At 63.2% G+C, this 21831-nt stretch carries 21 protein-coding genes; 7 read left to right on the top strand and 14 right to left on the bottom strand.

Features of this window, described 5'->3' with window-relative positions; translation table 11 throughout:
- Positions 1–150: 150 nt before the first annotated feature.
- Complete coding sequence (locus tag CEY08_RS04050; RefSeq protein ID WP_408609553.1) at positions 151–1410, bottom strand: O-antigen ligase family protein; 1260 nt, start codon at positions 1408–1410, stop codon at positions 151–153.
- Positions 1411–1530: 120 nt separating this feature from the next.
- Positions 1531–2787: an NADP-dependent isocitrate dehydrogenase gene (gene icd / locus CEY08_RS04055; protein ID WP_042796604.1), complete on the bottom strand. Its 1257-nt coding sequence runs from the start codon at positions 2785–2787 to the stop codon at positions 1531–1533.
- A gap of 203 nt (positions 2788–2990) precedes the next feature.
- On the opposite strand from icd, the gene CEY08_RS04060 reads away from it, so the two are divergent.
- Complete coding sequence (locus CEY08_RS04060) at positions 2991–3416, top strand: DUF1841 family protein (protein ID WP_042796603.1); 426 nt, start codon at positions 2991–2993, stop codon at positions 3414–3416.
- 78 nt (positions 3417–3494) lie between these two features.
- Here the strand turns inward: CEY08_RS04060 and CEY08_RS04065 are convergent, their stop codons facing one another.
- Both CEY08_RS04065 and CEY08_RS04070 read right to left on the bottom strand, forming a co-directional pair.
- Positions 3495–3857, bottom strand: a complete 363-nt coding sequence (locus tag CEY08_RS04065; protein WP_042796602.1) for a c-type cytochrome — start codon at positions 3855–3857, stop codon at positions 3495–3497.
- A 12-nt stretch (positions 3858–3869) separates the two neighbouring features.
- Positions 3870–4223, bottom strand: a complete 354-nt coding sequence (locus tag CEY08_RS04070) for a c-type cytochrome (protein ID WP_042796601.1) — start codon at positions 4221–4223, stop codon at positions 3870–3872.
- Positions 4224–4398: 175 nt separating this feature from the next.
- On the opposite strand from CEY08_RS04070, the gene CEY08_RS04075 reads away from it, so the two are divergent.
- Positions 4399–5280 (top strand): AAA family ATPase, encoded by an 882-nt coding sequence (locus CEY08_RS04075; protein WP_042796600.1) that lies wholly within the window; start codon positions 4399–4401, stop codon positions 5278–5280.
- Positions 5281–5308: 28 nt separating this feature from the next.
- A complete protein-coding gene (locus tag CEY08_RS04080) occupies positions 5309–6481 on the top strand; it encodes a vWA domain-containing protein (protein ID WP_042796599.1) in 1173 nt (390 codons plus the stop codon).
- Positions 6482–6500: 19 nt separating this feature from the next.
- On the opposite strand, the gene CEY08_RS04085 is transcribed toward CEY08_RS04080, so the two are convergent.
- From CEY08_RS04085 to CEY08_RS04095, 3 genes are all read right to left on the bottom strand, one after another.
- On the bottom strand, positions 6501–7058 hold the full coding sequence (locus tag CEY08_RS04085) for a GNAT family N-acetyltransferase (protein ID WP_063642166.1): 558 nt from the start codon (positions 7056–7058) through the stop codon (positions 6501–6503).
- A 115-nt stretch (positions 7059–7173) separates the two neighbouring features.
- Positions 7174–7551: a hypothetical protein gene (locus CEY08_RS04090; protein ID WP_042796598.1), complete on the bottom strand. Its 378-nt coding sequence runs from the start codon at positions 7549–7551 to the stop codon at positions 7174–7176.
- 249 nt (positions 7552–7800) lie between these two features.
- Positions 7801–8400: a GNAT family N-acetyltransferase gene (locus CEY08_RS04095; RefSeq protein ID WP_076816058.1), complete on the bottom strand. Its 600-nt coding sequence runs from the start codon at positions 8398–8400 to the stop codon at positions 7801–7803.
- Between the two features lie 157 nt (positions 8401–8557).
- On the opposite strand from CEY08_RS04095, the gene CEY08_RS04100 reads away from it, so the two are divergent.
- Together CEY08_RS04100 and CEY08_RS04105 are read left to right on the top strand one after the other, a co-directional pair.
- Complete coding sequence (locus tag CEY08_RS04100) at positions 8558–11314, top strand: M16 family metallopeptidase (RefSeq protein ID WP_076816060.1); 2757 nt, start codon at positions 8558–8560, stop codon at positions 11312–11314.
- Between the two features lie 284 nt (positions 11315–11598).
- Positions 11599–11988: a DUF4148 domain-containing protein gene (locus tag CEY08_RS04105; RefSeq protein ID WP_063960039.1), complete on the top strand. Its 390-nt coding sequence runs from the start codon at positions 11599–11601 to the stop codon at positions 11986–11988.
- Positions 11989–12268: 280 nt separating this feature from the next.
- On the opposite strand, the gene dnaJ is transcribed toward CEY08_RS04105, so the two are convergent.
- From dnaJ to hrcA, 7 genes are all read right to left on the bottom strand, one after another.
- A complete protein-coding gene (gene dnaJ, locus CEY08_RS04110; RefSeq protein WP_042796595.1) occupies positions 12269–13396 on the bottom strand; it encodes a molecular chaperone DnaJ in 1128 nt (375 codons plus the stop codon).
- A gap of 109 nt (positions 13397–13505) precedes the next feature.
- Positions 13506–15431, bottom strand: a complete 1926-nt coding sequence (gene dnaK / locus CEY08_RS04115) for a molecular chaperone DnaK (RefSeq protein WP_054450039.1) — start codon at positions 15429–15431, stop codon at positions 13506–13508.
- 86 nt (positions 15432–15517) lie between these two features.
- Complete coding sequence (locus tag CEY08_RS04120) at positions 15518–15922, bottom strand: thioredoxin family protein (RefSeq protein ID WP_042796593.1); 405 nt, start codon at positions 15920–15922, stop codon at positions 15518–15520.
- Between the two features lie 14 nt (positions 15923–15936).
- Positions 15937–16494 carry a nucleotide exchange factor GrpE gene (grpE, locus tag CEY08_RS04125; RefSeq protein ID WP_076816062.1) on the bottom strand — a complete coding sequence of 186 codons (558 nt, stop codon included), beginning with the start codon at positions 16492–16494 and terminating at the stop codon, positions 15937–15939.
- A 226-nt stretch (positions 16495–16720) separates the two neighbouring features.
- Positions 16721–16954: a hypothetical protein gene (locus CEY08_RS04130; protein ID WP_076816064.1), complete on the bottom strand. Its 234-nt coding sequence runs from the start codon at positions 16952–16954 to the stop codon at positions 16721–16723.
- Positions 16944–18059 carry a ferrochelatase gene (gene hemH, locus CEY08_RS04135; RefSeq protein ID WP_076817984.1) on the bottom strand — a complete coding sequence of 372 codons (1116 nt, stop codon included), beginning with the start codon at positions 18057–18059 and terminating at the stop codon, positions 16944–16946. Before hemH ends, CEY08_RS04130 begins: the two co-directional genes overlap by 11 nt.
- A gap of 45 nt (positions 18060–18104) precedes the next feature.
- Positions 18105–19109 (bottom strand): heat-inducible transcriptional repressor HrcA, encoded by a 1005-nt coding sequence (gene hrcA, locus CEY08_RS04140; RefSeq protein ID WP_042796590.1) that lies wholly within the window; start codon positions 19107–19109, stop codon positions 18105–18107.
- Between the two features lie 140 nt (positions 19110–19249).
- Here hrcA and CEY08_RS04145 point away from each other — a divergent pair, with 140 nt between their 5' ends.
- Positions 19250–20149 carry an NAD kinase gene (locus CEY08_RS04145; protein ID WP_042796589.1) on the top strand — a complete coding sequence of 300 codons (900 nt, stop codon included), beginning with the start codon at positions 19250–19252 and terminating at the stop codon, positions 20147–20149.
- A gap of 14 nt (positions 20150–20163) precedes the next feature.
- The gene (recN, locus tag CEY08_RS04150; RefSeq protein WP_076816066.1) at positions 20164–21819 is read left to right on the top strand and encodes a DNA repair protein RecN; all 1656 of its coding nucleotides are present in this window, start codon (positions 20164–20166) and stop codon (positions 21817–21819) included.
- Positions 21820–21831: the final 12 nt, after the last annotated feature.

Genomic DNA, 21831 nt, shown 5'->3' on the forward strand with positions numbered 1-21831 from the left:
TCGTCAGAATAAGGGACGGCACCAGGGTTTTCACCAGGTCTGCGAGAGCAGCTTGATCTATCGCAAGAGGCATAAAAAAAACGCAAGGCGCGCTTGCCTTGCGTTTCTCGAGGGGTGGCGATTTCAAGCCGCGGGTTTCTTCACGTCATCCTAAGATGCCTGCCGTCGCGCATCCGCGGAGCGCGGCGTGGTCAATGCAATCAGCGCCACCACGATCAAGGAATAGGTGGGAACGCTGCGCATGTTGCGGAACATCATTTCAGTCAGGCTGAAGGCGCAATACCCCAGGCAGAACAGCAACCCCATCTGCGCGCCGATGCGTATGACGCGATCGTCGCTGGCCAGCCGGCGCAGAAACACGAAAGCGGGTACCAGATATAGCGCGAGTATGCTCAGCAAGCCCAGCAGGCCGTATCCAGACAACGCGGCAAGCAGGTCGTTGTGAGGTTCGCCGTAGCCTTCGACCACCTCCTTGGACACCACGCCCTGCTTCTGCAGCTCAAGCAGTTCGTTGCGGAAATTGCTCGGCCCCACCCCTACGACGGGGCTTTTCTGGAACATGAGGAGCGACGCGTGCCACAGCTGCAGACGGATGCCGAACGAGGTATCCCGGTCAGCCGATGTGGAGAACCCCTGCAACTCGGTCGCGACCGACTGCATGCGGCTACTGAAATTCCATATTCCGACCGCGCTGACGATCAGCACCACGCTGACCGCCAATGCACAATATCCTTTGTGACGGGTGCTCCAACCACGCAGCCCCAGCAGAAACACCACTGCCAGGATAGGAAGCAGCATCCAGCTGCTACGCGTCAGCGACAGCCAGGTCGCCCATACGCTCAAGGCAAAGGCCAGGATCTTGAGCGCGGTTTCCGCGCGCGGCCAGCGCGACAAGGCGCCCCAACCGATCGACAACAGCGACATCGAACCGAACAGCAGGGTCATGTTCGCAAAGGCAACGGCGTTGTAGCGCCCGCCGATATCGACCACCGAACCTCGCCCCCAGTACGTCATGGCGACGATCAGTATTCCCGACCCCGCCAGCGCACCGGCCAGAATGCTCCATTGGATCTGCTTGAGCCACTGTTGCGGCGCTCTCAACAGCAGCCAGAGCACCGGCACCGCCAGCGCGAACCGCAGCAGCTTCTCCAGCTCGGAATTGCTCCATACGCCTCGCACCATGGACGTGAGGGCCAGGCAGAGCAGCGGCAGCAGCAATACCAGGCCCACGGGCCAGAGGGCCCGGAAATTCATGGGTTCGTAGTGCTTGATCGCATTGGCCGCCAGCGCCGTCAGCGCAATCAAGCCGGACAGATAGACAATGGCCGGCCCCCCTACTGGACTGGTCAAGGCCAGTGCGGGAACCAATAACACCAGCCACGTGGCCAAGAGAACGTACATTCGGGGCACAACAATCAACCTGGGAAAAACGCGGCATGCATCATGCCGTTTGATTAGTTAGACAAAACCCGCCCGCCATGACGGCGGGCGGGTCTGGGGAAACGCGGAAAAGCTACCCGCCAGTGCTGCTTACATATTATCGATCATCACCTGGCCGAAGCCCGAGCACGACACCTGCGTCGCGCCTTCGAGCAAGCGGGCAAAGTCGTACGTGACCTTCTTGGACAGGATGGATTTTTCCATGCTGGAAATGATCAGGTCGGCCGCTTCGGTCCAGCCCATGTGGCGCAGCATCATTTCGGCCGACAAGATTTCCGAACCGGGGTTCACGTAGTCCTTGCCCGCGTATTTTGGGGCCGTGCCGTGGGTAGCTTCGAACATGGCGACAGAATCGGACAGATTCGCGCCCGGAGCTATGCCGATGCCGCCCACCTGCGCTGCCAGCGCGTCGGAGATGTAGTCGCCGTTCAGGTTCAACGTGGCGATTACGTCATACTCGGCCGGGCGCAGCAGGATCTGTTGCAGGAACGCGTCGGCGATAACGTCCTTGACGATGACTTCCCGGCCGGTCTTCGGATTCTTGAACTTGCACCACGGGCCGCCGTCGATCAGCGTGGCGCCGAATTCCTTCTGCAGCAGCGCGTAGCCCCAGTCGCGGAAGCCGCCTTCCGTGAACTTCATGATGTTGCCCTTGTGCACCAACGTCAGCGACGTGCGGTCATTGTCGATGACGTACTGCGCCGCCTTGCGCACCAGGCGCTCGGTGCCTTCGCGCGACACCGGCTTGATGCCGATGGACGAGGTGTTCGGGAAGCGGATCTTCTTCACGCCGAGCTTGGTCTGCAGGAACTGGATCAGTTCCTTGGCCTGCTCGCTTTCGGCCATGTATTCGATGCCGGCGTAGATGTCTTCCGAGTTCTCGCGGAAGATCACCATATTGGTCTTTTCCGGCTCGCGGACCGGCGAAGGCACGCCCTTGAAATACGCCACCGGGCGCAGGCAGACGTACAGGTCCAGCTGCTGGCGCAACGCCACGTTCAGCGAACGGATGCCGCCGCCCACCGGCGTGGTCAGCGGGCCCTTGATGGACACCACGTAATCCTTGACCACATCCAGGGTCTCGTCGGGAAGCCACACGTCCGGGCCGTAGACCTTGGTGGCCTTCTCGCCGGCATAGACTTCCATCCAGTGGATCTTGCGCTTGCCGCCGTAGGCCTTCTGCACCGCCGCGTCGACGACCTTGATCATCACCGGCGTGATGTCGGCGCCCGTGCCGTCGCCTTCGATGAAGGGGACGATGGGCTGATCGGGCACATTCAGCGAGAAATCAGCATTGACCGTGATCTTCTGGCCGCCAGCGGGAACCTTGATATGTTGGTAGGACATGAATGCTCCATTTGCTCCGAGTGGTTTTTCTGCACGCGCCGGCATCGGGAAGTGCCCGTTCCGGCGGGGATGATCGCCCTCGGGAACCGCGCACTGGATGGCCGATAGCAACCAATTCTATATCGCAAAGCGGCTGGCGAGCCTGACCGTCCGCGCACGGCGGTAAAATAATGCATCACCAGCCCGCTTTCCGCCCCCCTCAGATGTTCAATCCCTCCCGCGACCAAGTCCGCGAATTCTTTATCGAAACCTGGCGCAAGCACCGCGCCTCCGAAGTGCTGACCCCGCTCGAGGCCATCGCTCTGGACTGGATCATCGAACATCCCGAGTACCACGGCGACCTGGAAAACCCCGAGGCGATGACGGCCGAATACTCCGTGGAAAAGGGCCGTACCAATCCCTTTCTGCACCTGTCCATGCACCTGGCCATCGCCGAGCAGCTGTCCATCGACCATCCGCCCGGGATCCGTCAGGCCTACCAGCAACTGGTGGCCCGCAGCGACGCCCACCAGGCCGCGCATGAAATCATGGAATGCCTGGGCCAGGTAGTCTGGGAAGCGCAACGCCTGGGCACCCCGCTGGACAGCGATACCTATATCGATCTGATCCGCCAGCGCGCCAGCCGCTGAAACGCCCCGCCTGCCCAAAAGAGAAAAGCCCTCGAATCGAGGGCTTTCTTGTTTTGCGGAAGGACGAGCCTGCGTTGCCTATTTACGCACGCCCAGGTCGCTCGGCTGGGCGGCCAGCCAGGCAGCCACGTTGGAGATGTCCTGGTCGGACAGTTGCGTCGCGAAGGCGCCCATGATGGGGTTCTTGCGCACATTGGCCGTGGCCGCGCTGCCGGAGGCGCCGCGCTTGTAGGCCTTCAGGGCGTGCACCAGGTAATCCGCGTGCTGACCGGCGAGGGTCGGATAGGCCGGATCCACCGCCGTCTTGGCGTCCGCGCCGTGGCAGGATGCACAGTTGAACTTGTCGAAAACGGCCTTGCCGGCCGCCAGGTCCTGCGCCTGGGCGGCAACGCCCGTCATGGCCAGGGTCGCGCCCGCAAGGGCAAGCATGTAGCGATTCATGTGTTTGCCCCCTTACTTGAGATTCGAGTAGTACGCGGCCAGGTCGGCGATGTCCTGGTCGGACAGGCTGCCGGCGATGGCGTCCATCGTGGGATGGCTGCGCGCGCCTTTCTTGTACTCGTTGAGGGCGGTTTCGATGTACTTGGCGTTCTGCCCAGCAATCATCGGCACGTGGTAGAGCTCAGGAAATGTTGCCTTGTAGCCTTCGATGCCGTGGCAACCGATGCACATGGAAACCTTGTCACGGGCGTTCTGGACATTACCGACCACTGCTGCGTCTGCAGCAACAGCCTGGCCGGCGATCGCACAGGATGCCATCGTGGCCAACACGGATACCGTGTACTTCAGAGAGGTTCGCAACTTCATTGGAATGGCTCTTCTTGGTATGGCTAAGGACTAGGGCCTGCTCACACGAAAAGGCCCTCGGCAAACACGTTGCGGGTCGAACCCAAAGCAAAACCGCCTGATTGTACGATAATTGCTCAGGATTAATACCTTACGATGGTATTGATTACCGTCAAATCTCAGAAGCCATCAGACCATGTCCGCAGCCCAGTCCGCTACCTCCGCCTCGCCAGACCGCTTCGACGGGACCGACAACTATGTCGCCACCGATGACCTGAAACTCGCCGTCAATGCCGCCCTTACCTTGCAGCGCCCGCTCCTGATCAAGGGCGAGCCCGGCACCGGCAAGACCATGCTGGCCGAAGAGGTGGCGCGGGCGCTGGGGCGTCCGCTGCTGCAATGGCACATCAAATCCACCACCAAGGCCCATCAGGGTCTGTACGAATACGACGCGGTGTCGCGCCTGCGCGACTCGCAATTGGGCGACGAAAAAGTCCGTGATATCCGGAACTACATCGTGCAGGGCACGCTGTGGCAGGCCTTCCAGTCGCCGGAACCGGTCGTGCTGCTGATCGACGAGATCGACAAGGCCGACATCGAGTTCCCCAACGACCTGCTGCGCGAACTGGACCGCATGGAGTTCCACGTATATGAAACGCGCGAGACCATCTCGGCGCGCCATCGTCCGCTGGTCATCATCACGTCCAACAACGAAAAGGACCTGCCCGACGCCTTCCTGCGCCGCTGCTTCTTCCATTACATCCGCTTCCCCGACCGCGAAACCATGCGCGATATCGTGGCGGTGCACTATCCGCACCTGAAGCAGGACGTGCTGCGCGCCGCGCTGGACACGTTCTTCGCGCTGCGCGACGCGCCTGGCCTCAAGAAAAAACCGTCCACCTCCGAGCTGCTGGACTGGCTGCGCCTGCTGCTGGCCGAAGGCTCGACCGCAGCGGAAATCGACGCGCACACCGCCACGGCCGTGCCGCTGATGGCGGGCGCGCTGCTCAAGAACGAGCAGGACGTGCACCTCCTGGAACGCCTGGCGGCCATGACGCGCGGCGGCCAGCGCCGCTGAGCCGCCTCCTTGCACCGACGGCCCGCATATGCTGATCGATTTCTTCTACCACCTCCGGGCGCACAAGCTCCCCGTCTCGGTCAAGGAATACCTGACCCTGGTGGACGCGTTGCGCCAGGACCTCATGGCGCCCACGCTGGACGAGTTCTATTTCCTGGCGCGCGCCACGCTGGTCAAGGACGAGGCGCTCTACGACCGCTATGACAAGGCTTTCGGCGCCTACTACAAGGGCATCGCGGCCGCGCTGCCGGCGGGCAAGGAAATCCCGCTGGACTGGCTCATCAAGCAATTTGAGAAAAGCCTGACCCCGGAAGAAAAAGCCGCGATTGAAAAGCACGGCTGGGACAAGCTGATGGAACTCTTCAAGGAGCGCCTCGAAGAGCAAAAGGAACGCCACGCCGGCGGCAGCAAATGGATCGGCACCGGCGGCACTTCGCCCTTCGGCAATGGAGGCTATCACCCCGAAGGCATACGCGTGGGCGGCGATTCCGCCGGCAACCGCAGCGCGGTCAAGGTCTGGGACATGCGCCAGTTCAAGGACTACGACGACCAGGTCGAACTGGGCACGCGCAACTTCAAGGTTGCCCTGCGCCGCTTGCGGCGCTTCGCGCGGCAAGGCGCGGAAATGGAACTGGATCTGGACGACACCATCGCCAGCACCGCGCGCAATGCCGGCCACCTGGATCTGCGCATGGTCCCGGAACGCCACAATACCGTGAAGGTGCTGATGCTGCTGGACGTAGGCGGCAGCATGGACGACCACATCGGGCGTGTCGAGGAACTGTTCTCGGCGGCGCGCAGCGAATTCCGCAACCTGGAAGTCTATTACTTCCATAACTGCCCCTACGAAAGCCTGTGGCAAAGCAATCGCAGACGCCAGAGCGAGCGTTTCGACACCTGGGACGTCCTGCGCAAGTACAACCCGGACTGGCGCCTGATCATCGTTGGCGACGCCACCATGAGTCCCTACGAAATCCTGCAGCCGGGCGGCTCGGTCGAGCACTACAACAAGGAGCCCGGCGCTGAATGGATGCGCCGGTTGCTGGACGCCTGGCCCAAATCGGTCTGGCTCAATCCCGAACCCACGGCATCGTGGCAATACCGTCAGTCCATTGCACTGATGCGCGACATCATGCAGGGCCGCATGTACCCCGTAACGGTCGCCGGCCTGGAACAGGCCATGCGCGTGCTATCGAAGTAGAAGCAGACGGGACTGGCGCTCAGCCATCCACGGGCTTTTCCGGCGTATCCAGCGTCAGTTGATAGAACGCCAGATCCAGCCAGCGTCCGAACTTGAAGCCCGCCTCGCGTATGGTGCCCGCATGCGTGAAGCCCAGTTTCTCATGCAGCCGGATGCTGCCCTGATTGGCGGCGTCGATGCCGCCGATCAGCACATGCACCTGATTGGCCCGCGCCCGCTGGATCAGCTCGCGCATCAGCGCCTCGCCCAATCCCCGCCCGCGAAAGCGCCCGTCCACGTACACGGAATGCTCCACCGAGTACTTGTACGCAGGCCAGGCGCGGAATGTGCCATAGCTGGCAAAAGCCATGAGCTCGCCGGCTTCGTTCTCGTATCCCACCACCGGAAATCCGCCCTGCTGCTTGGCCTGGAACCAGCCCTGCATCGCCTCGCGCGGCCGCGGCTTGTAGTCGTACAGCGCGGTGGACGTGGCGATGGCGTCGTTGAAAATGGCCAGTATCTGGTCGGCATGGCGGGCATGCGAACAATCGACCAGGGTTGCGCCATCCGGCGCGCGGGTTTCGGCGTGCGTAGTCATGGCGCAAATTGTAGCGAGCCGCAGGGCCTTGCGGGCCTCGGGCCGGCGGCCGATCCGGACAAAAAAAACCGGCGAAGCCGCCGGTTCAGTGGGGTGTTGCCGCTTCTGGCCACTCTCAGGCGGCGCGGCTCTCCGCAGATCGGTCGATGGACGGCTCGCGGCGCAGGCCGGGGCAATTGCGCCATGCAAGCTCGTCCGCATCCATGTCCAGGTCGAACAGGTCATTGGCGGCGGGCCAGGGATGGCTGCGCGCCGCCGCGCCTTCCATTTCCAGCACGTGTCCGGCAAAGCCCCTGGGCGAGCCGCCGCACTCCGCGAAATATCGTTGTGTGCTCAGGTCCACCACATAGGTGGTCATGTCATGGGTCAGTATGGCCACGAATTGGCCGTCATCACTGGCATAGGCGTACTGAAACTGTCCTTTGATCCCGTCGCCGCTCATGGGGCTGCCGGTCAATTGGGACAAGGCACGCGTGACGATCTCGGTCAGCATGGGTCGTTCCTCCGGTAAATGCGCCGGCAGGATGCCGGCGGCGAAGGCGCGAACGACAAGCACCGGCGCCGCGCGAGAGGCGGCGTCTGGCGTTGGACGGGAAACCTGTGGGCGGGCTGTCGCGCATCCCGTCTGCAACTGGTACTGCGTCCTGAAAAGCTTACACCCGCGGGCCCATCGACCTCAAATCAGCCCGGTATTTCGTGATATTGCAGCGCAACATCCCGCATCGACGGCGCTCGCGCCCTCTTATGCTGCGGCAACCGGCATGGCGCCTGGCTCTGCGTCACCGTTTTCTTGCGCGCGCCAGTCAGCGCGCCCGATCCGGTACAACACATGCCGCCGCAGCGGATGACCTTGCGGTACCGCGGGATGGTCGAATTCCTGCGGATCCGCCTTCATGCCCAGGCGGTCCATGACGGCGCGCGAGCGCAGGTTGCCGGTGGCCGTGAACGCCACGATCTCTTCCAGCCCCACCTGCTCGAATCCGGCGCGCAGGGCCGCTTGGGCCCCTTCGCTGGCGTAGCCCTTGCCCCAATACCGTTGTGCCAGGCGCCAGCCGATCTCCACGCCCGGCGCGAATGGCAAGACGGGCGTCAACGGCTTGATGCCGACAAAGCCGATGAACGGCGCCACACCCGGCGCCTCCACGGCCCAGAAGCCCCAGCCGTGCTCGTCGATGCCGGCGGCCAGCCTGTCGGCGAGCGCGTCGCTCTCCGGCGCGCTCAGCGGCAGCAGATACTCGGTCACGCGGGAATCCTGGTTCAGCGCCGCGAAAGGTTCACGATCGGCGGCGCGCCACTGTCGCAGGACCAGGCGCGGTGTTTCGATTTCCAGGGATAGAGACATAACGGACTTCCTTGCCTTGTGATGCCAGGCCGCCGGTGGCCGAGAAGCCCGCCCCGCGGAAAAGGCCGCCCCGCGGAAAAGGCCGCCCCGCGGCCCCTGAACCATTGCCAACGTATACACTCCAACGGATTCTGCCATGCCAAAGGAATTGTCTGCCATGCGCTTGTCCCTGTCGAAGCTGCCGCGCCCGCTGAGCGTGCTGCTGTTTTCCTCCTTCCTGGCCTTTCAGGCCGGCGCCGCCAGCCTGCCGGCGGGCGTCTCGGAGGCCGCCTCGATTGAAGGCATCACCGAATACCGCCTCGCCAATGGCCTGAGAGTGCTGCTGGTTCCAGACGAATCCAAGCCGTCCACCACCGTCAACATGACCTATCTGGTGGGCTCGCGCAACGAGAACTACGGCCAGACGGGCATGGCGCACCTGCTGGAGCACATGCTCTTCAAGGGCACCTCGACCACCCGCAACGCCATGGGCGAGTTCTCGCGCCGCGGCCTGCAGGCCAACGGCTCGACCTCCAGCGACCGCACCAATTACTTCGCCAGCTTTGCCGCCAACCCCGAAACGCTCAAGTGGTACCTGGGCTGGCAGGCCGACGCCATGGTCAATTCCTTGATCGCCAAGGAAGACCTGGATTCGGAAATGACCGTGGTCCGCAACGAAATGGAAAGCGGAGAAAACAGTCCTTTCCGCATCCTGATGCAGAAGATGCAGGCCGCGGCATTCCAGTGGCACAGCTACGGCAAGAACACCATCGGCGCGCGTTCCGACGTCGAGAACGTGGACATCGGCCAGTTGCGCGCCTTCTATCACGAGTACTACCAGCCGGATAACGCGGTGCTGATCGTGGCGGGCAAGTTCGATCCGCAGGCGACGCTGGCCGATATCGAGGAAACGCTGGGCAAGCTACCCAAGCCCGACCGCAAGCTCCCACCTGAATACACCGTCGAACCCGCCCAGGACGGCGAACGCTCCGTGACCTTGCGCCGCACGGGCGGCACGCCGCTGGTCGCGGCTATGTACCATATCCCGGCCGCTGGCAGCGCCGAGTTCGTGCCGCTGGATCTGGCCGCCACCATCCTCGCCGACACGCCTTCGGGCCGTCTCTATCACGCCCTGGTCCCGACCAAGCTGGCCTCCGGCGTGTTTGGCTTCACCATGGAAAACCTCGATCCGGGCCTGGCGATGTTCGCCGCCCAACTCACCCCCGGCAAGAGCCTGGACGCGGCCATGAAGGCGCTGACCGGCACGCTGGAAACGCTGGACAAAAAGCCGTTCACGCAACAGGAACTGGATCGCGCCCGCAGCAAATGGCTGACGGCCTGGGAACAGACCTACAGCGATCCTGAGCAAGTGGGGGTGGCACTGTCGGAGGCCATCGCCGCCGGTGACTGGCGTCTGTTCTTCCTGCAGCGCGATCGCGCCCGCAAGGCAACGCTGGCCGAAGTGCAGCGCGCCGCGACCACTTATTTCGTCCGCAGCAACAGCGTCGAAGGCCGCTACATCCCCACCGAAAAGCCCGTGCGCGCACCGCAAGAGCAGCGAGTGGACCTGACCGCCGTCTTCAAGGACTACAAGGGTGATCCGGACTTCAAGGCCGCCTCGGCCTTCGATCCCACGCCTGAAAACATCGACAAGCTGACACAACGCAAGAAGCTGGATCTGCCCAATGGGCCGGTCCAGCTGGCGCTCCTGCCCAAGGCCACGCGCGGCAACCGCGTACAGGCCCAGATGCTCATCCAGTTCGGCAACGAAAAGGACCTGCTCGGCCAACGCGTGAACTCCAGCGCCGTGGCGGACTTGCTGATTCGCGGCACCGCCAAGCTGTCGCGCCAGGACATCCAGGACCGCCTGGACAAACTGCAGGCGGAACTCGGCTTTAGCGGCGGCGGCACGACGCTGAAGATCGCCATGTCGACCAAGGGCGAAAACCTGCCGGAACTCACCGCCCTGGCGCTGGACATCGTCCGCAACGCCAATTTCCCCAAGGAACAGCTCGAGGAATACCAGCGCCAACTCGAAACCTCGATCCAGAACGCCATGACCGAACCCTCGGCGCTGGCCGGACGCGCGCTGGCCCGCCAGGACAACCCGTGGCCCGCGAACGACCTGCGCTACGTTCCGACCTTCGAGGAATCGCTTGCCGGCGTGCGCGCATTGAACCGTGACACGCTGGTCAAGTTCCATTCCAAGTTCTACGGCGCGGGCAATATCGAGTATTCGGCAGTGGGCGATTTCGAACCCGCGGCAGTGGAGCAGGCGCTCACGAAGGGACTGGCTGGCTGGAAGAAGGCTCCCGCCTACACCCGCGTGCCCAATCCCTACCGTGACATTCCCGCCAAGCAGTTCGACATCGACACGCCCGACAAGGCCAATGCGTTCTATATCTCGCGCATGCCGCTGAAGCTGCAGGACACAGACCCGGACTACGCCGCGCTGTACCTGGCCAACTACCTGTTCGGCGCCTCGGAAACTTCGCGTCTGTGGAACCGCGTGCGCGAGACCGACGGGCTGTCGTATAACGTACGCAGCTCGCTGTCGGTGTCTTCGTACGAACCGTCAGCCAGCTGGACCATGTATGCCATCTACGCTCCGCAGAACCGCGAACGGCTTGAGAAGGCTGTCGGCGAAGAACTGGCTCGCGTGCTGAAGGACGGCTTCTCCGACAAGGAAATCTCGGACGGCATCACCGCCCTGCTGAACTACCGCAACCTGGCCCGCGCGCAGGACGACGTTCTGGCCAGCACCTGGCTGGACTACATGCAGCGCGGCCGCACGTTTGCCTGGTCAGCAGAGATGGACAAGAAGATCTCCGCGCTGACCGCTGCCTCGGTCAATACCGCCTTGCGCAAGTACCTGCGCGCCGACGGCTTCAGCACGGCAGTGGCTGGCGATTTCAAGAAAAAGACAGCCCCCTGATCCTCTTGTAACCGACAAAGGCCCCGCCATGGCGGGGCCTTTTTTTTGCCTTCCAGCGCTTCTGTACTTGGAAAAAGTCCCAGAATTTAAGCTCGACTATGCCAAAAATGGATGAAATAAGAATAGTGGATTAGATTACTCGGCTATTTGGAAAGATGTTTTCAGGAAATACGGGTTTATCCCAGGTGGGACAACGCGCACAATTCAGTCATCGGGAACAACAACGAACCACGACGGAGGGCCGCCGGATTCGGTCCCCAACTAAGACGAATTGGAGGTCTACCATGAAAACCCTAACCACCACCCTGCTCCTGTCCCTAGCCCTGGTTGGCGTCGGTGCCCAAGCTGCCGGCGTTGAACAAGCCAAGAGCAGCGCCCAGGTCGCAACCGAACTGCAGCAAGCCAAGGCCAGCGGCCAGTACACCTTCGGTGAACTGGAATATCCGCCCGCCCTGCCCCAGACCACCAGCCTGAGCTCGCAGGAAGTGCAGGCGCAGCTGCAACAAGCCAAGATCAGCGGTCAATACACCTTTGGCGAGCTGGAATACCCCGCGGCTGTGTCCGCCCCGGCCAGCGCCAAGACCCGCGCTGATGTCCAGCAGGAACTGGCTCAAGCCAAGGCCAGCGGCCAATACACGTTCGGCGAACTCGAGTACCCGCCGATCACCCGGTGAGCTGCTTGCTGTGGCCCGGCCGGCCTCGAACGGCATCATGGTTTGAGGCCGGTTTTTTCCGGCGACAGCAGCGGTAGAAGTAGCAGTAGAAGTAAGCAGTAGAAGTTGAAGTAGCAGCAGAAGTTGAAGTTGATACAGCAGTTGCAGTACTTGCAGTAGCAGTAGCAGCACGGGACCGCGGCGCAAGCCGCGGTCTTTTCACGTGCGCGTTCGCTATGCTTCGCACCGGCAAAAAAAAGCCGCGACCCCGGGTCGCGGCTTTTTGTTTGCTTCGGGCAGATCAACTGAAGAATTCCTTCACCCGATCGGTCCAGGACTTGCTTTGCGGCGAATGGCGATCGCCGCCGTCATTCAGCGAAGCCTCGAACTGGCGCAGGATATTCTTCTGATCCTCGCTCAGGCGTACCGGCGTTTCCACCACCACGTGGCAATACAGGTCGCCCGGGTAGCTTCCGCGCACGCCGCGGATGCCCTTGCCGCGCAGACGGAAGGTCTTGCCCGACTGCGTGCCTTCGGGGATCGAGATCTCGGCCTTGCCGCCCAGCGTTGGCACCTGCAGTTCACCGCCCAGCGCCGCCGAGGTGAACGGGATCGTCAGCTCGCAGTGCAGGTCATCGCCATCGCGCTGGAAGATCTTGTGCTGCTTGATGTGGATTTCCACATACAGATCTCCCGGAGGACCGCCGTTGATGCCCGGCTCGCCGTTGCCGCTGGAGCGGATGCGCATGCCGTCATCGATGCCGGCAGGAATCTTGACCTGCAGCGTCTTGTTGCGGCGGATACGGCCCACGCCGTCGCAGGCGGGGCAGGGATCGGTGATTTCCTTACCGTTGCCATGGCAGGTCGGGCAAGTCTGCTGCACGCTGAAAAAGCCCTGCTGCATGCGCACGGCGCCCGAGCCGCCGCAGGTGCGGCAGGTCTTGGGCGAAGTGCCGGCCTTGGCGCCGGAACCGTGGCAGGTGTCGCAGTTCTCCCAGCTGGGCACGCGGATTTCTGTGTCGAAGCCGGCCGCGGCCTGCTCCAGTGTGATTTCCAGCGCGTACTTCAGGTCAGCGCCGCGATAGACCTGCGGGCCGCCGCCACGGCGGCCACCGCCGCCACCGCCAAAGATTTCGCCAAAGATGTCGCCGAATGCGTCGGCGAAACCGCCGCCCATGCCACCGCCCATGCCGGCGGAGTTGGGATCCACGCCCGCATGACCGTAGCGGTCGTATGCGGCGCGCTTTTGCTCATCGCCCAGGACCTCGTAGGCTTCCTTGGCTTCCTTGAACTTCTCTTCGGCTTCTTTGCTGTCCGGATTGCGGTCCGGATGGTATTTCATGGCCAGCTTTCGATAGGCCTTCTTGAGGTCGTCGTCCGAGGCGTTCTTCGCTACGCCCAGGACGTCGTAATAGTCACGTTTTGCCATGATCCGTGGGCTCGAAAACGAGCCTTCTTTTCAGTGCTACAGAATGAGTACGCCCGGTAGGCGGATTTCTCCGGCTACCGGGCGGCAGAGGCAGGTCAGCGCCCGGCCATTATTGGTCGCGCTTGACTTCCTTGAAGTCGGCGTCGACAACATTGTCGTCCACCGGCTTCGCGTTGTCGGCCGCTTGCTGCTGGCCGGCGGCTTGCTGCGCCTGCATGTCGGCGTACATCTTCTCGCCCAGCTTCTGCGAAACCGTCGACAGGGCTTCCACCTTGGCGTCGATCGCGGCCTTGTCGCCGTCCTTCAGCGTGTCTTCCAGTTCCTTGATGGCGGCTTCGATGCCTTCCTTTTCGGAAGCCTCGAGCTTGTCGCCATACTCGGTCAGGGACTTGCGGGTGGCATGCACCAGCGCATCGGCCTGGTTACGCGACTGGGCCAGTTCGGCGACGCGGTGATCTTCCTCGGCGTTGGCCTCGGCATCCTTGACCATGCGCTGGATCTCGTCTTCCGACAGACCCGAGTTGGCCTTGATGGTGATCTTGTTTTCCTTGCCGGTACCCTTGTCCTTGGCCGACACGTGCAGGATGCCGTTGGCGTCGATGTCGAACGTGACTTCGATCTGCGGCATGCCGCGCGGCGACGGCGGGATCCCTTCGAGATTGAACTCGCCCAGGGCCTTGTTGCCCGCGGCAATTTCGCGCTCGCCCTGGAACACCTTGATCGTCACGGCCGGCTGGTTGTCGTCAGCGGTCGAGAAGGTCTGCGAGAAACGGGTCGGGATGGTCGTGTTCTTCTGGATCATCTTGGTCATCACGCCGCCCAGGGTTTCAATGCCCAGGGACAGAGGGGTGACGTCCAGCAGCAGCACGTCCTTGCGGTCGCCCGACAGCACGGAACCCTGGATCGCGGCGCCAGCGGCGACGGCCTCGTCGGGGTTCACGTCCTTGCGCGGATCCTTGCCGAAGAATTCCTTCACCTTTTCCTGGACCTTGGGCATGCGGGTCATGCCGCCGACCAGGATCACGTCATCGATGTCGGAAACCTTCACGCCGGCGTCCTTGATGGCCACGCGGCAGGGCTCGATCGTGCGTTCGATCAGTTCTTCGACCAGCGCTTCCAGCTTGGCGCGCGTGATCTTCAGGTTCAAGTGCTTCGGACCCGAGGCGTCGGCCGTGATGTACGGCAGGTTGATCTCGGTCTGTTGAGCCGAAGACAGTTCGATCTTGGCCTTTTCAGCCGCTTCCTTCAGGCGCTGCAGGGCCAGCACGTCCTTGGACAGATCAACGCCTTGTTCCTTCTTGAACTCGGCAATGATGTAGTCGATGATGCGCTGGTCGAAGTCTTCGCCGCCCAGGAAGGTGTCGCCGTTGGTCGACAGCACTTCGAACTGCTTTTCGCCGTCCACGTCGGCGATTTCGATGATGGACACGTCGAACGTGCCGCCGCCCAGGTCATAGACGGCGATCTTGCGGTCGCCCTTTTCGGTCTTGTCCAGGCCGAAAGCCAGCGCGGCAGCGGTCGGTTCGTTGATGATGCGCTTGACTTCCAGGCCGGCGATGCGGCCGGCGTCCTTGGTGGCCTGGCGCTGGCTGTCGTTGAAGTAGGCGGGCACGGTGATGACGGCCTCGGTCACTTCTTCGCCCAGGTAGTCCTCGGCGGTCTTCTTCATCTTGCGCAGCACGTCGGCCGACACTTGGGGAGGCGCCATCTTCTTGCCGCGCACTTCCACCCAGGCGTCGCCGTTGTCGGCCTTGACGATGGCATAGGGCATCAGGTTGATGTCCTTCTGCACCGCCTTCTCTTCGAACTTGCGGCCGATCAGGCGCTTCACCGCGTACAGGGTGTTGCGCGGGTTGGTCACAGCCTGGCGCTTGGCCGGCGCGCCGACCAGGGTTTCGCCATCGTCCATGTAGGCGACGATGGACGGAGTGGTGCGAGCGCCTTCCGCGTTTTCAATGATTTTGACCTGCCCGCCGTCCATGACAGCCACGCAGCTGTTGGTCGTGCCCAGGTCAATGCCAATAATCTTGCTCATGGTCGGTTACCTTGATTGAATCTGAATCTATGAAAATAGGGAGAAACTTCTTGTCCCCACATAACTGGGGCTACCCGCAGGGTTTTTCAAGACACCTGGCCGGAATTTTCTGCAGCGCTTTCCTGCAAACGGCGAATGGCCGCGGTGAACTGCGGCAGGCCGGGCCAGCCCGTGATGCGGCCCAGCCGCTTGCCGGCCCGGTACAGCACAAAAGTGGGGACGCCATGCAGCGAAAACCGCCTTCCCAGCGCCTCGTCTGCGTAGACGTCGGCCTCGAACCAGGTCAGGCCCAGTTCCAGCAGCGTTTCCTGGTGCAGCAGCGCGGCCTGCTTGAACAGGTTGCAGTTGTAGCAATCCTGGCCCCACAGGAACACGCAACGCAGATCCGTCCCCGGCGCCTGGACCACGTCCGCGTCGAAGCCCGCAGTGTCGACATGCCGCATGCCGAACACCTGGAATACCTGGGCGGGATCGAAGCGGGGGTCCGTCATGGCGCGCGGCCTGCTCAGCCCTGGCCGGCGGACACCACCACCAGCGCCGGGCGCAAGGTCCGGTCCGCGATGGCGTAACCCTTCTGCAGCAGCTGCACCACCGTATTGGCGGGCTGTTCCGCAGGGATGGACGAAATGGCCTGATGCAGGTGCGGGTCGAACTTGTCGCCCTGCGCCGGCGCGATTTCCTTCAGCAGGTTGCGCTCGAAGGCAGCGGTCAGCTGCTTGAGCGTCACCTGGACGCCTTCGCTCAGGGTCTCAAGGGTTTGTTCGGGCTGGGCCAGCGCGGCTTCCAGGCTGTCCTTGACCGGGACCAGGCTTTCGGCAAACGACTCGATGCCGAACTTGCGCGCCTTGGAAACATCTTCCTGGGCGCGGCGGCGCACGTTCTCGGCTTCGGCCCGCAGGCGCAAAAGCTGGTCGTGCTGCTCATTGACGGTAGCCTGGGCGGCGTCCAGCTGGGCGCGCAACTCGTTCAGCTCGGCCTGCGCGGCGCCCTCGGCGGCGGAAGCCGCATCGGCGTTCTGGCCGACTTCGGGCGTCTGATCTACAGGCTCGTTGGGTGCCGTCATGGGGAATCCTCCAAAAAGTATGGCTTTCGCAGACATGAATGGGGGCCAATACCCCTATTTCAAGCCCGGGAAAGCAAATATTCCCTGACGGCAGGTAGAAGCGCAGCCAGGCGGAAATCGTGAAAAATCCGCCCAACTTCTGCCAAATGCCGTCAAATCCGAGACTGCAAGCATAAATACATCGCCTTCAGTCGCCATCCGGCAAATGGCGGACGCCGCAGCGGCGCTACTTCTTGCGAGGCTGCGCGGGCGCCACGGGATCGCTGGCGGGAAAACTGTCCTTCAGGGCCCGATCCACCTCGCGGTCCTCGTCGGGTTCGGGGTTGATGGCAATGGGATCGCTGGCGGGAAAGGTCTCGGCCAGCGCCTCGTCCAGCTCGTGCTCTACCTGATCTTCGTCCACCGGGGTGCTGACCTGCCCCTTTTTGATGACCTTTCCAGTCTTGGGATCATGGTGCATGCGCCTTCTCCTTCAAGTCCGTGATTTGCCCGGGCCACCCCTGCAAGTGGCGTTCCACCAGGCTGGCCAGCCCTGCGATCCAGGCCGGATCGTCATTGATCGCCGGGATGTAGCGGAACTGTTTGCCGCCGGCGCCGATGAAGGCGTCGCGGCACTCCAGGCTGATTTCTTCCAGGGTTTCCAGACAGTCTGCCACAAAACCCGGACACACCACATCGACCTCGGTCACCCCGGCTGCGGCCAGCGCCTTCAGGGTGGGTTCGGTATAGGGCTCCAGCCAGCGGGCGGTGCCGAAGCGGCTCTGGAAGGTCACCTCGATCTGCTCGCGCGGCAGCGACAGGCGCTGGGACAGCAGGCGCGCCGTTTCCATGCAATCGCGGTAGTAAGGATCGCCCAGCTCGATCGAATAGCGCGGCAGCCCATGGAAGCTCATGACCAGCTTCTGCGGCTTGCCGTTATCCTGCCAGTAACGTTCAATACGGCCGGCCAGCGCGTCCAGATAGGCAGGCTCTTCGTGGAAGCGCTTGATGAAGCGCAGTTCGGGCTGGTCGCGCAGGCGGGCCGCATGGCGGGTGACCGCGTCCACCACCGTGGCGGTGGTGCTGGCGGCGTACTGCGGATAGAGCGGAACGGTCAGGATGCGCTCGCAGCCTTGCTGCCGCAGGCGCGACATGGCGTCGGGGATCGAAGGGTTGCCGTAGCGCATGCCGAGCTCGACCACGGCATCGATGCCGGCGTCGGCCAGGGCGGCGCGCACGCCGTCGGCCTGGCGCCGGCTGTACACCATCAGCGGCGAACCTTCCTTCATCCAGACGCCGGCATAGCGCGGCTCCAGCTTCTTGGGCCGCATCGTCAGGACCAGGCAATGCAGGATGGGCTTCCACAGATAGCGCGGAATTTCGATCACCCGCGGATCGGACAGGAACTCGCCCAGATACCTGCGTATGTCTTTCCGGTCCGGCGTGTCCGGAGTGCCCAGGTTCACCAGCAGCACGCCAAGCTTGGCGGCGCCACGCGGCGCGGGGTCTTCATTGAAGGGGTCCTCCTGCTCGGGTTCCGGCAGATAGCGCTCTGGCCACAGGTACTTGAACAGGCGAAGAAACACAAACACTCCCCTTCCTCCGCGAGGAGGACGTAGCTTCGGATGGACCTACTGGTTGTGGCTGAGGGCGTTGGACAGCAAGCGCGCCGTGATATCCACGATGGGAATGACGCGTTCGTAGGCCATGCGCGTGGGACCGATGACGCCCAGCGTGCCCACGACCTTGCCGTCCACGCCATAAGGCGCGGTGATGACCGACACTTCTTCCATCGGCACCAGCTGCGAATCGCCGCCGATGTAGATCTGCACGCCCTGGGCGCGGGTGGACACGTCCAGCAGCTGTAGCAGATCGGTCTTTTTCTCGAACAGCGAGAACATTTTGCGCAGCCGATCCATGTCGGATGCGATGTCGGTTACGTCCAGCAGCTTGCGCTCGCCGGAAATGACCATGGCATCGCCGTCTTCGGCGGCTTCCGCGCTGGCCTCGACCGCGGCCTGCATCAGGCGCGAGATGTCTTCGCGCAGTTGCGCCAGTTCGGTCGACAGGGTCTGCCGCACGGCGTTGAAGGATTTACCGGCAAAGTGCATGTTGAAGAAATTGCCGGCTTCCAGCAGTTCCGCTTCGGAATAGTCGCGCTGCACGAAAAGAATGCGGTTCTGCACGTCGCCGTCGGGGGTGACGATGATGAGCAGCACGCGCTTGTCGGACAGACGGATGAATTCGATCTGGCGAAACACCTGGGCACGCTTGGGCGTCAGCACCACGCCCGCGAATTGGGTCAGGTTGGACAGCAATGCCGCCGCGGCGTTGACCGCCCGGGTAGGTTCGGCGGCCGCCAGCATTTCGCCCATGTTGTGGGGCTCCAGCTGGTAGGATTGGACCGCCAGCAGCGAATCGACGAACATGCGGTAACCCCGCGGCGTGGGAATGCGGCCGGCGGAGGTGTGCGGGCTATGGATCAGTCCCAGTTCTTCGAGGTCCGCCATAACATTGCGGATCGTGGCCGGGGACAAGTCGAATACTTTCGATAGCGTCCGCGAGCCGACTGGCTGCCCATCGGCGATATAGCGTTCGATCAACGCTTTCAGTAGTGCGCGTGCGCGGTCATCCATAACAAGTATTTTAGGGAATCTTTTTCAGTTGAGGCGATTTTTGTCCCGCAAGCCCATATGCGGCCCCATATAATCGGCTAAACCGTCCATCCCGGGCAGGTTTCGGCTTTCCGGTTTCGCCTTTTCATTCGCAAGCAGCCATGCATTTTCCTACCGTAGCCCTGATCGGCAGATACCAGGACACCGGCCTGGACACACCGCTGAGAGCACTGGCCCACGCGCTGACGCAGGCGGGCCGGCAGGTGCTCATCGACGCGGACACGGCGCGCAATACCGGACTGACCGAATACCCCGTCGCCACGCTCGAGGAAATCGGCAAGACCGCATCGCTCGCCGTGGTCATGGGCGGCGACGGCACCGTGCTCGGCGCAAGCCGCCACCTGGCTCCCTACGGCATGCCGCTGGTCGGCATCAACCACGGACGCCTGGGTTTCATCACCGACATCGCCTTGCAGGACGCGCATGGCGCGCTGGCGCGCGTCCTCGAAGGCAGCTTCCAGATCGAAGAACGCATGCTGCTTGAAGGCAGCGTGTGGCGCGGCGACCAGAAGATGTACTCCGCATCCGCCCTAAACGACGTGGTGCTGAACCGCGCCGGGCGCGGCGGCATGATCGAAGTCCGGGTCGAACTGGACGGCTCCTTCATGTACACGCAGCGCGCCGACGGCCTGATCATCGCCACCCCGACCGGCTCCACCGCGTACGCGCTGTCGGCCAACGGCCCCATCCTGCATCCCGGCATGAACGCCATGGTGCTGGTGCCGGTAGCGCCGCAAACGCTGTCCAACCGCCCCATCGTCATCCCCGACACCGGTGTGTTGAACATGACGCTGACCGCAATGGGCCGCGTGGAAGTCGGCGCCAGCGTGCATTTCGACATGCAGACGTGGTCCGACCTGCAGCCGGGCGACCGCATCGTCGTGCAGCGCGCCCCCTATACCATCCGCTTCGTGCATCCCGAAGGCTACAGCTTCTTCTCCACCCTGCGCCGCAAGCTGCATTGGAACCTGATGCCCGAGGCCACCGACAACGTAGAGTAGTAAAGCGCCCCGACATGCTGCGCACCCTGCATATCCGCGACTTCGTCATCGTCGAACAGACCGAGATCCATTTCGGTCCCGGCTTCACCGTCTTTTCCGGCGAGACAGGCGCAGGCAAATCCATTTTGGTGGACGCCCTGGCGCTGGCGCTGGGCGAACGCGGCGACGCCAGCATGCTGCGCGAGGGCGCGCCGCGCGCCGACATCACGGCCGTTTTCGACACGCCCAAAGGGCTGATCGCCTGGCTGCAGGAACGCGAGATCGACGTAGACACCGAGCTGTCCCTGCGCCGCGTCATCGACGCGCAGGGACGCAGCCGCGCCTACATCAACGGCACGCCCGCCACCGTGGCGCAATTGCGCGAACTGGGCGACAGCCTGGTCGACATCCATGGCCAGCATGCGCACCAGAGCCTGATGCGCTCGGATGCTCAGCGCGACCTGCTGGACGCCCACGGCGGCCATGGCGAACTGCGCAACACGGTCGGCCAGGCCTGGAAACAATGGCGCGCACTGGCGCGCCAGCTGGAATCCGCCGAAAAAGACGCCGCCAGCCTGGCCAACGAACGCGACCGCCTGCAATGGCAGGTCGACGAACTGGACCAACTGAACCTCGGCCCAGACGAATGGGAAGCACTGCAGTCCGAGCACACGCGCCTGTCGCATGCGCAATCCCTGCTGGACGGCGCCAACCAGATCCTCGAAGCCCTCGACGGCGAAGGCGACTCTGCGCATCACCGGCTCTCCTCGGCAAACCACCGCCTCCAGCAGATGCTGCGCCATGATCCCGGCCTGCAAGGCGTGCACGACGAGCTGGAATCGGCGCGCATCGCAATCACCGAAGCCGTTTCCGACCTGAACAACTACGTCAGCCGCGTCGACCTTGATCCCCAGCGGCTCGTCGCCGTTGAAGCGCGGCTGGGCCTGGTGTTCGAAACCGCCCGCAAATTCCGCGTGGAGCCCGACGCGCTGTGCGAACTGCGCGACTCGCTGCATACGCAGCTTGCAGCGCTGCAGGCCGCGGGCGACGTCGATGCCCTGCGCGCCCAGGCGCAGGCCGCCCAGGCGCAATACGACGCCGCCGCCGCCAAGCTGACAACAGCGCGCCGCAAGGTCGCCAAAGACCTCGGCAAACAGGTCACGCTAGCCATGCAGACGCTGGCCATGCAGGGCGGCAAATTCGAGCCCACGCTGGCCGAATCGGCGCCATCCGCCCACGGCAACGAGCAGGTCGAGTTCCTGGTAGCCGGCCACGCCGGCACCACACCCCGCCCGCTGGCCAAGGTAGCCTCTGGCGGCGAACTGTCGCGGATATCGCTGGCGCTGTCGGTCATCGCCAGCCGCGCCGCGCGCGTGCCCACCCTGATCTTCGACGAAGTCGACAGCGGCGTGGGCGGCGCGGTCGCAGAGGCCGTCGGCAAGCTGCTGCGCGAACTCGGTGAACGCCATCAAGTGCTGTGCGTCACCCACCTGCCCCAGGTCGCGGCTTGCGCCAACAACCAGTTCCTGGTCAGCAAGGCCGAATCGCGTGGCACCACCCGCTCCAGCATCGAAGAGCTGGACGCGCAGGCTCGCGTGGAGGAAATCGCGCGCATGCTGGGCGGCATCAAGCTCACCGCAACGACCCGCGAACACGCCCGCGAAATGCTGGAAGGTTTCGGCCAGACCTGACCTGCCGCCAAC

The organism is Achromobacter insolitus, from assembly GCF_002209555.1.
Lineage (GTDB): Bacteria > Pseudomonadota > Gammaproteobacteria > Burkholderiales > Burkholderiaceae_B > Achromobacter > Achromobacter insolitus.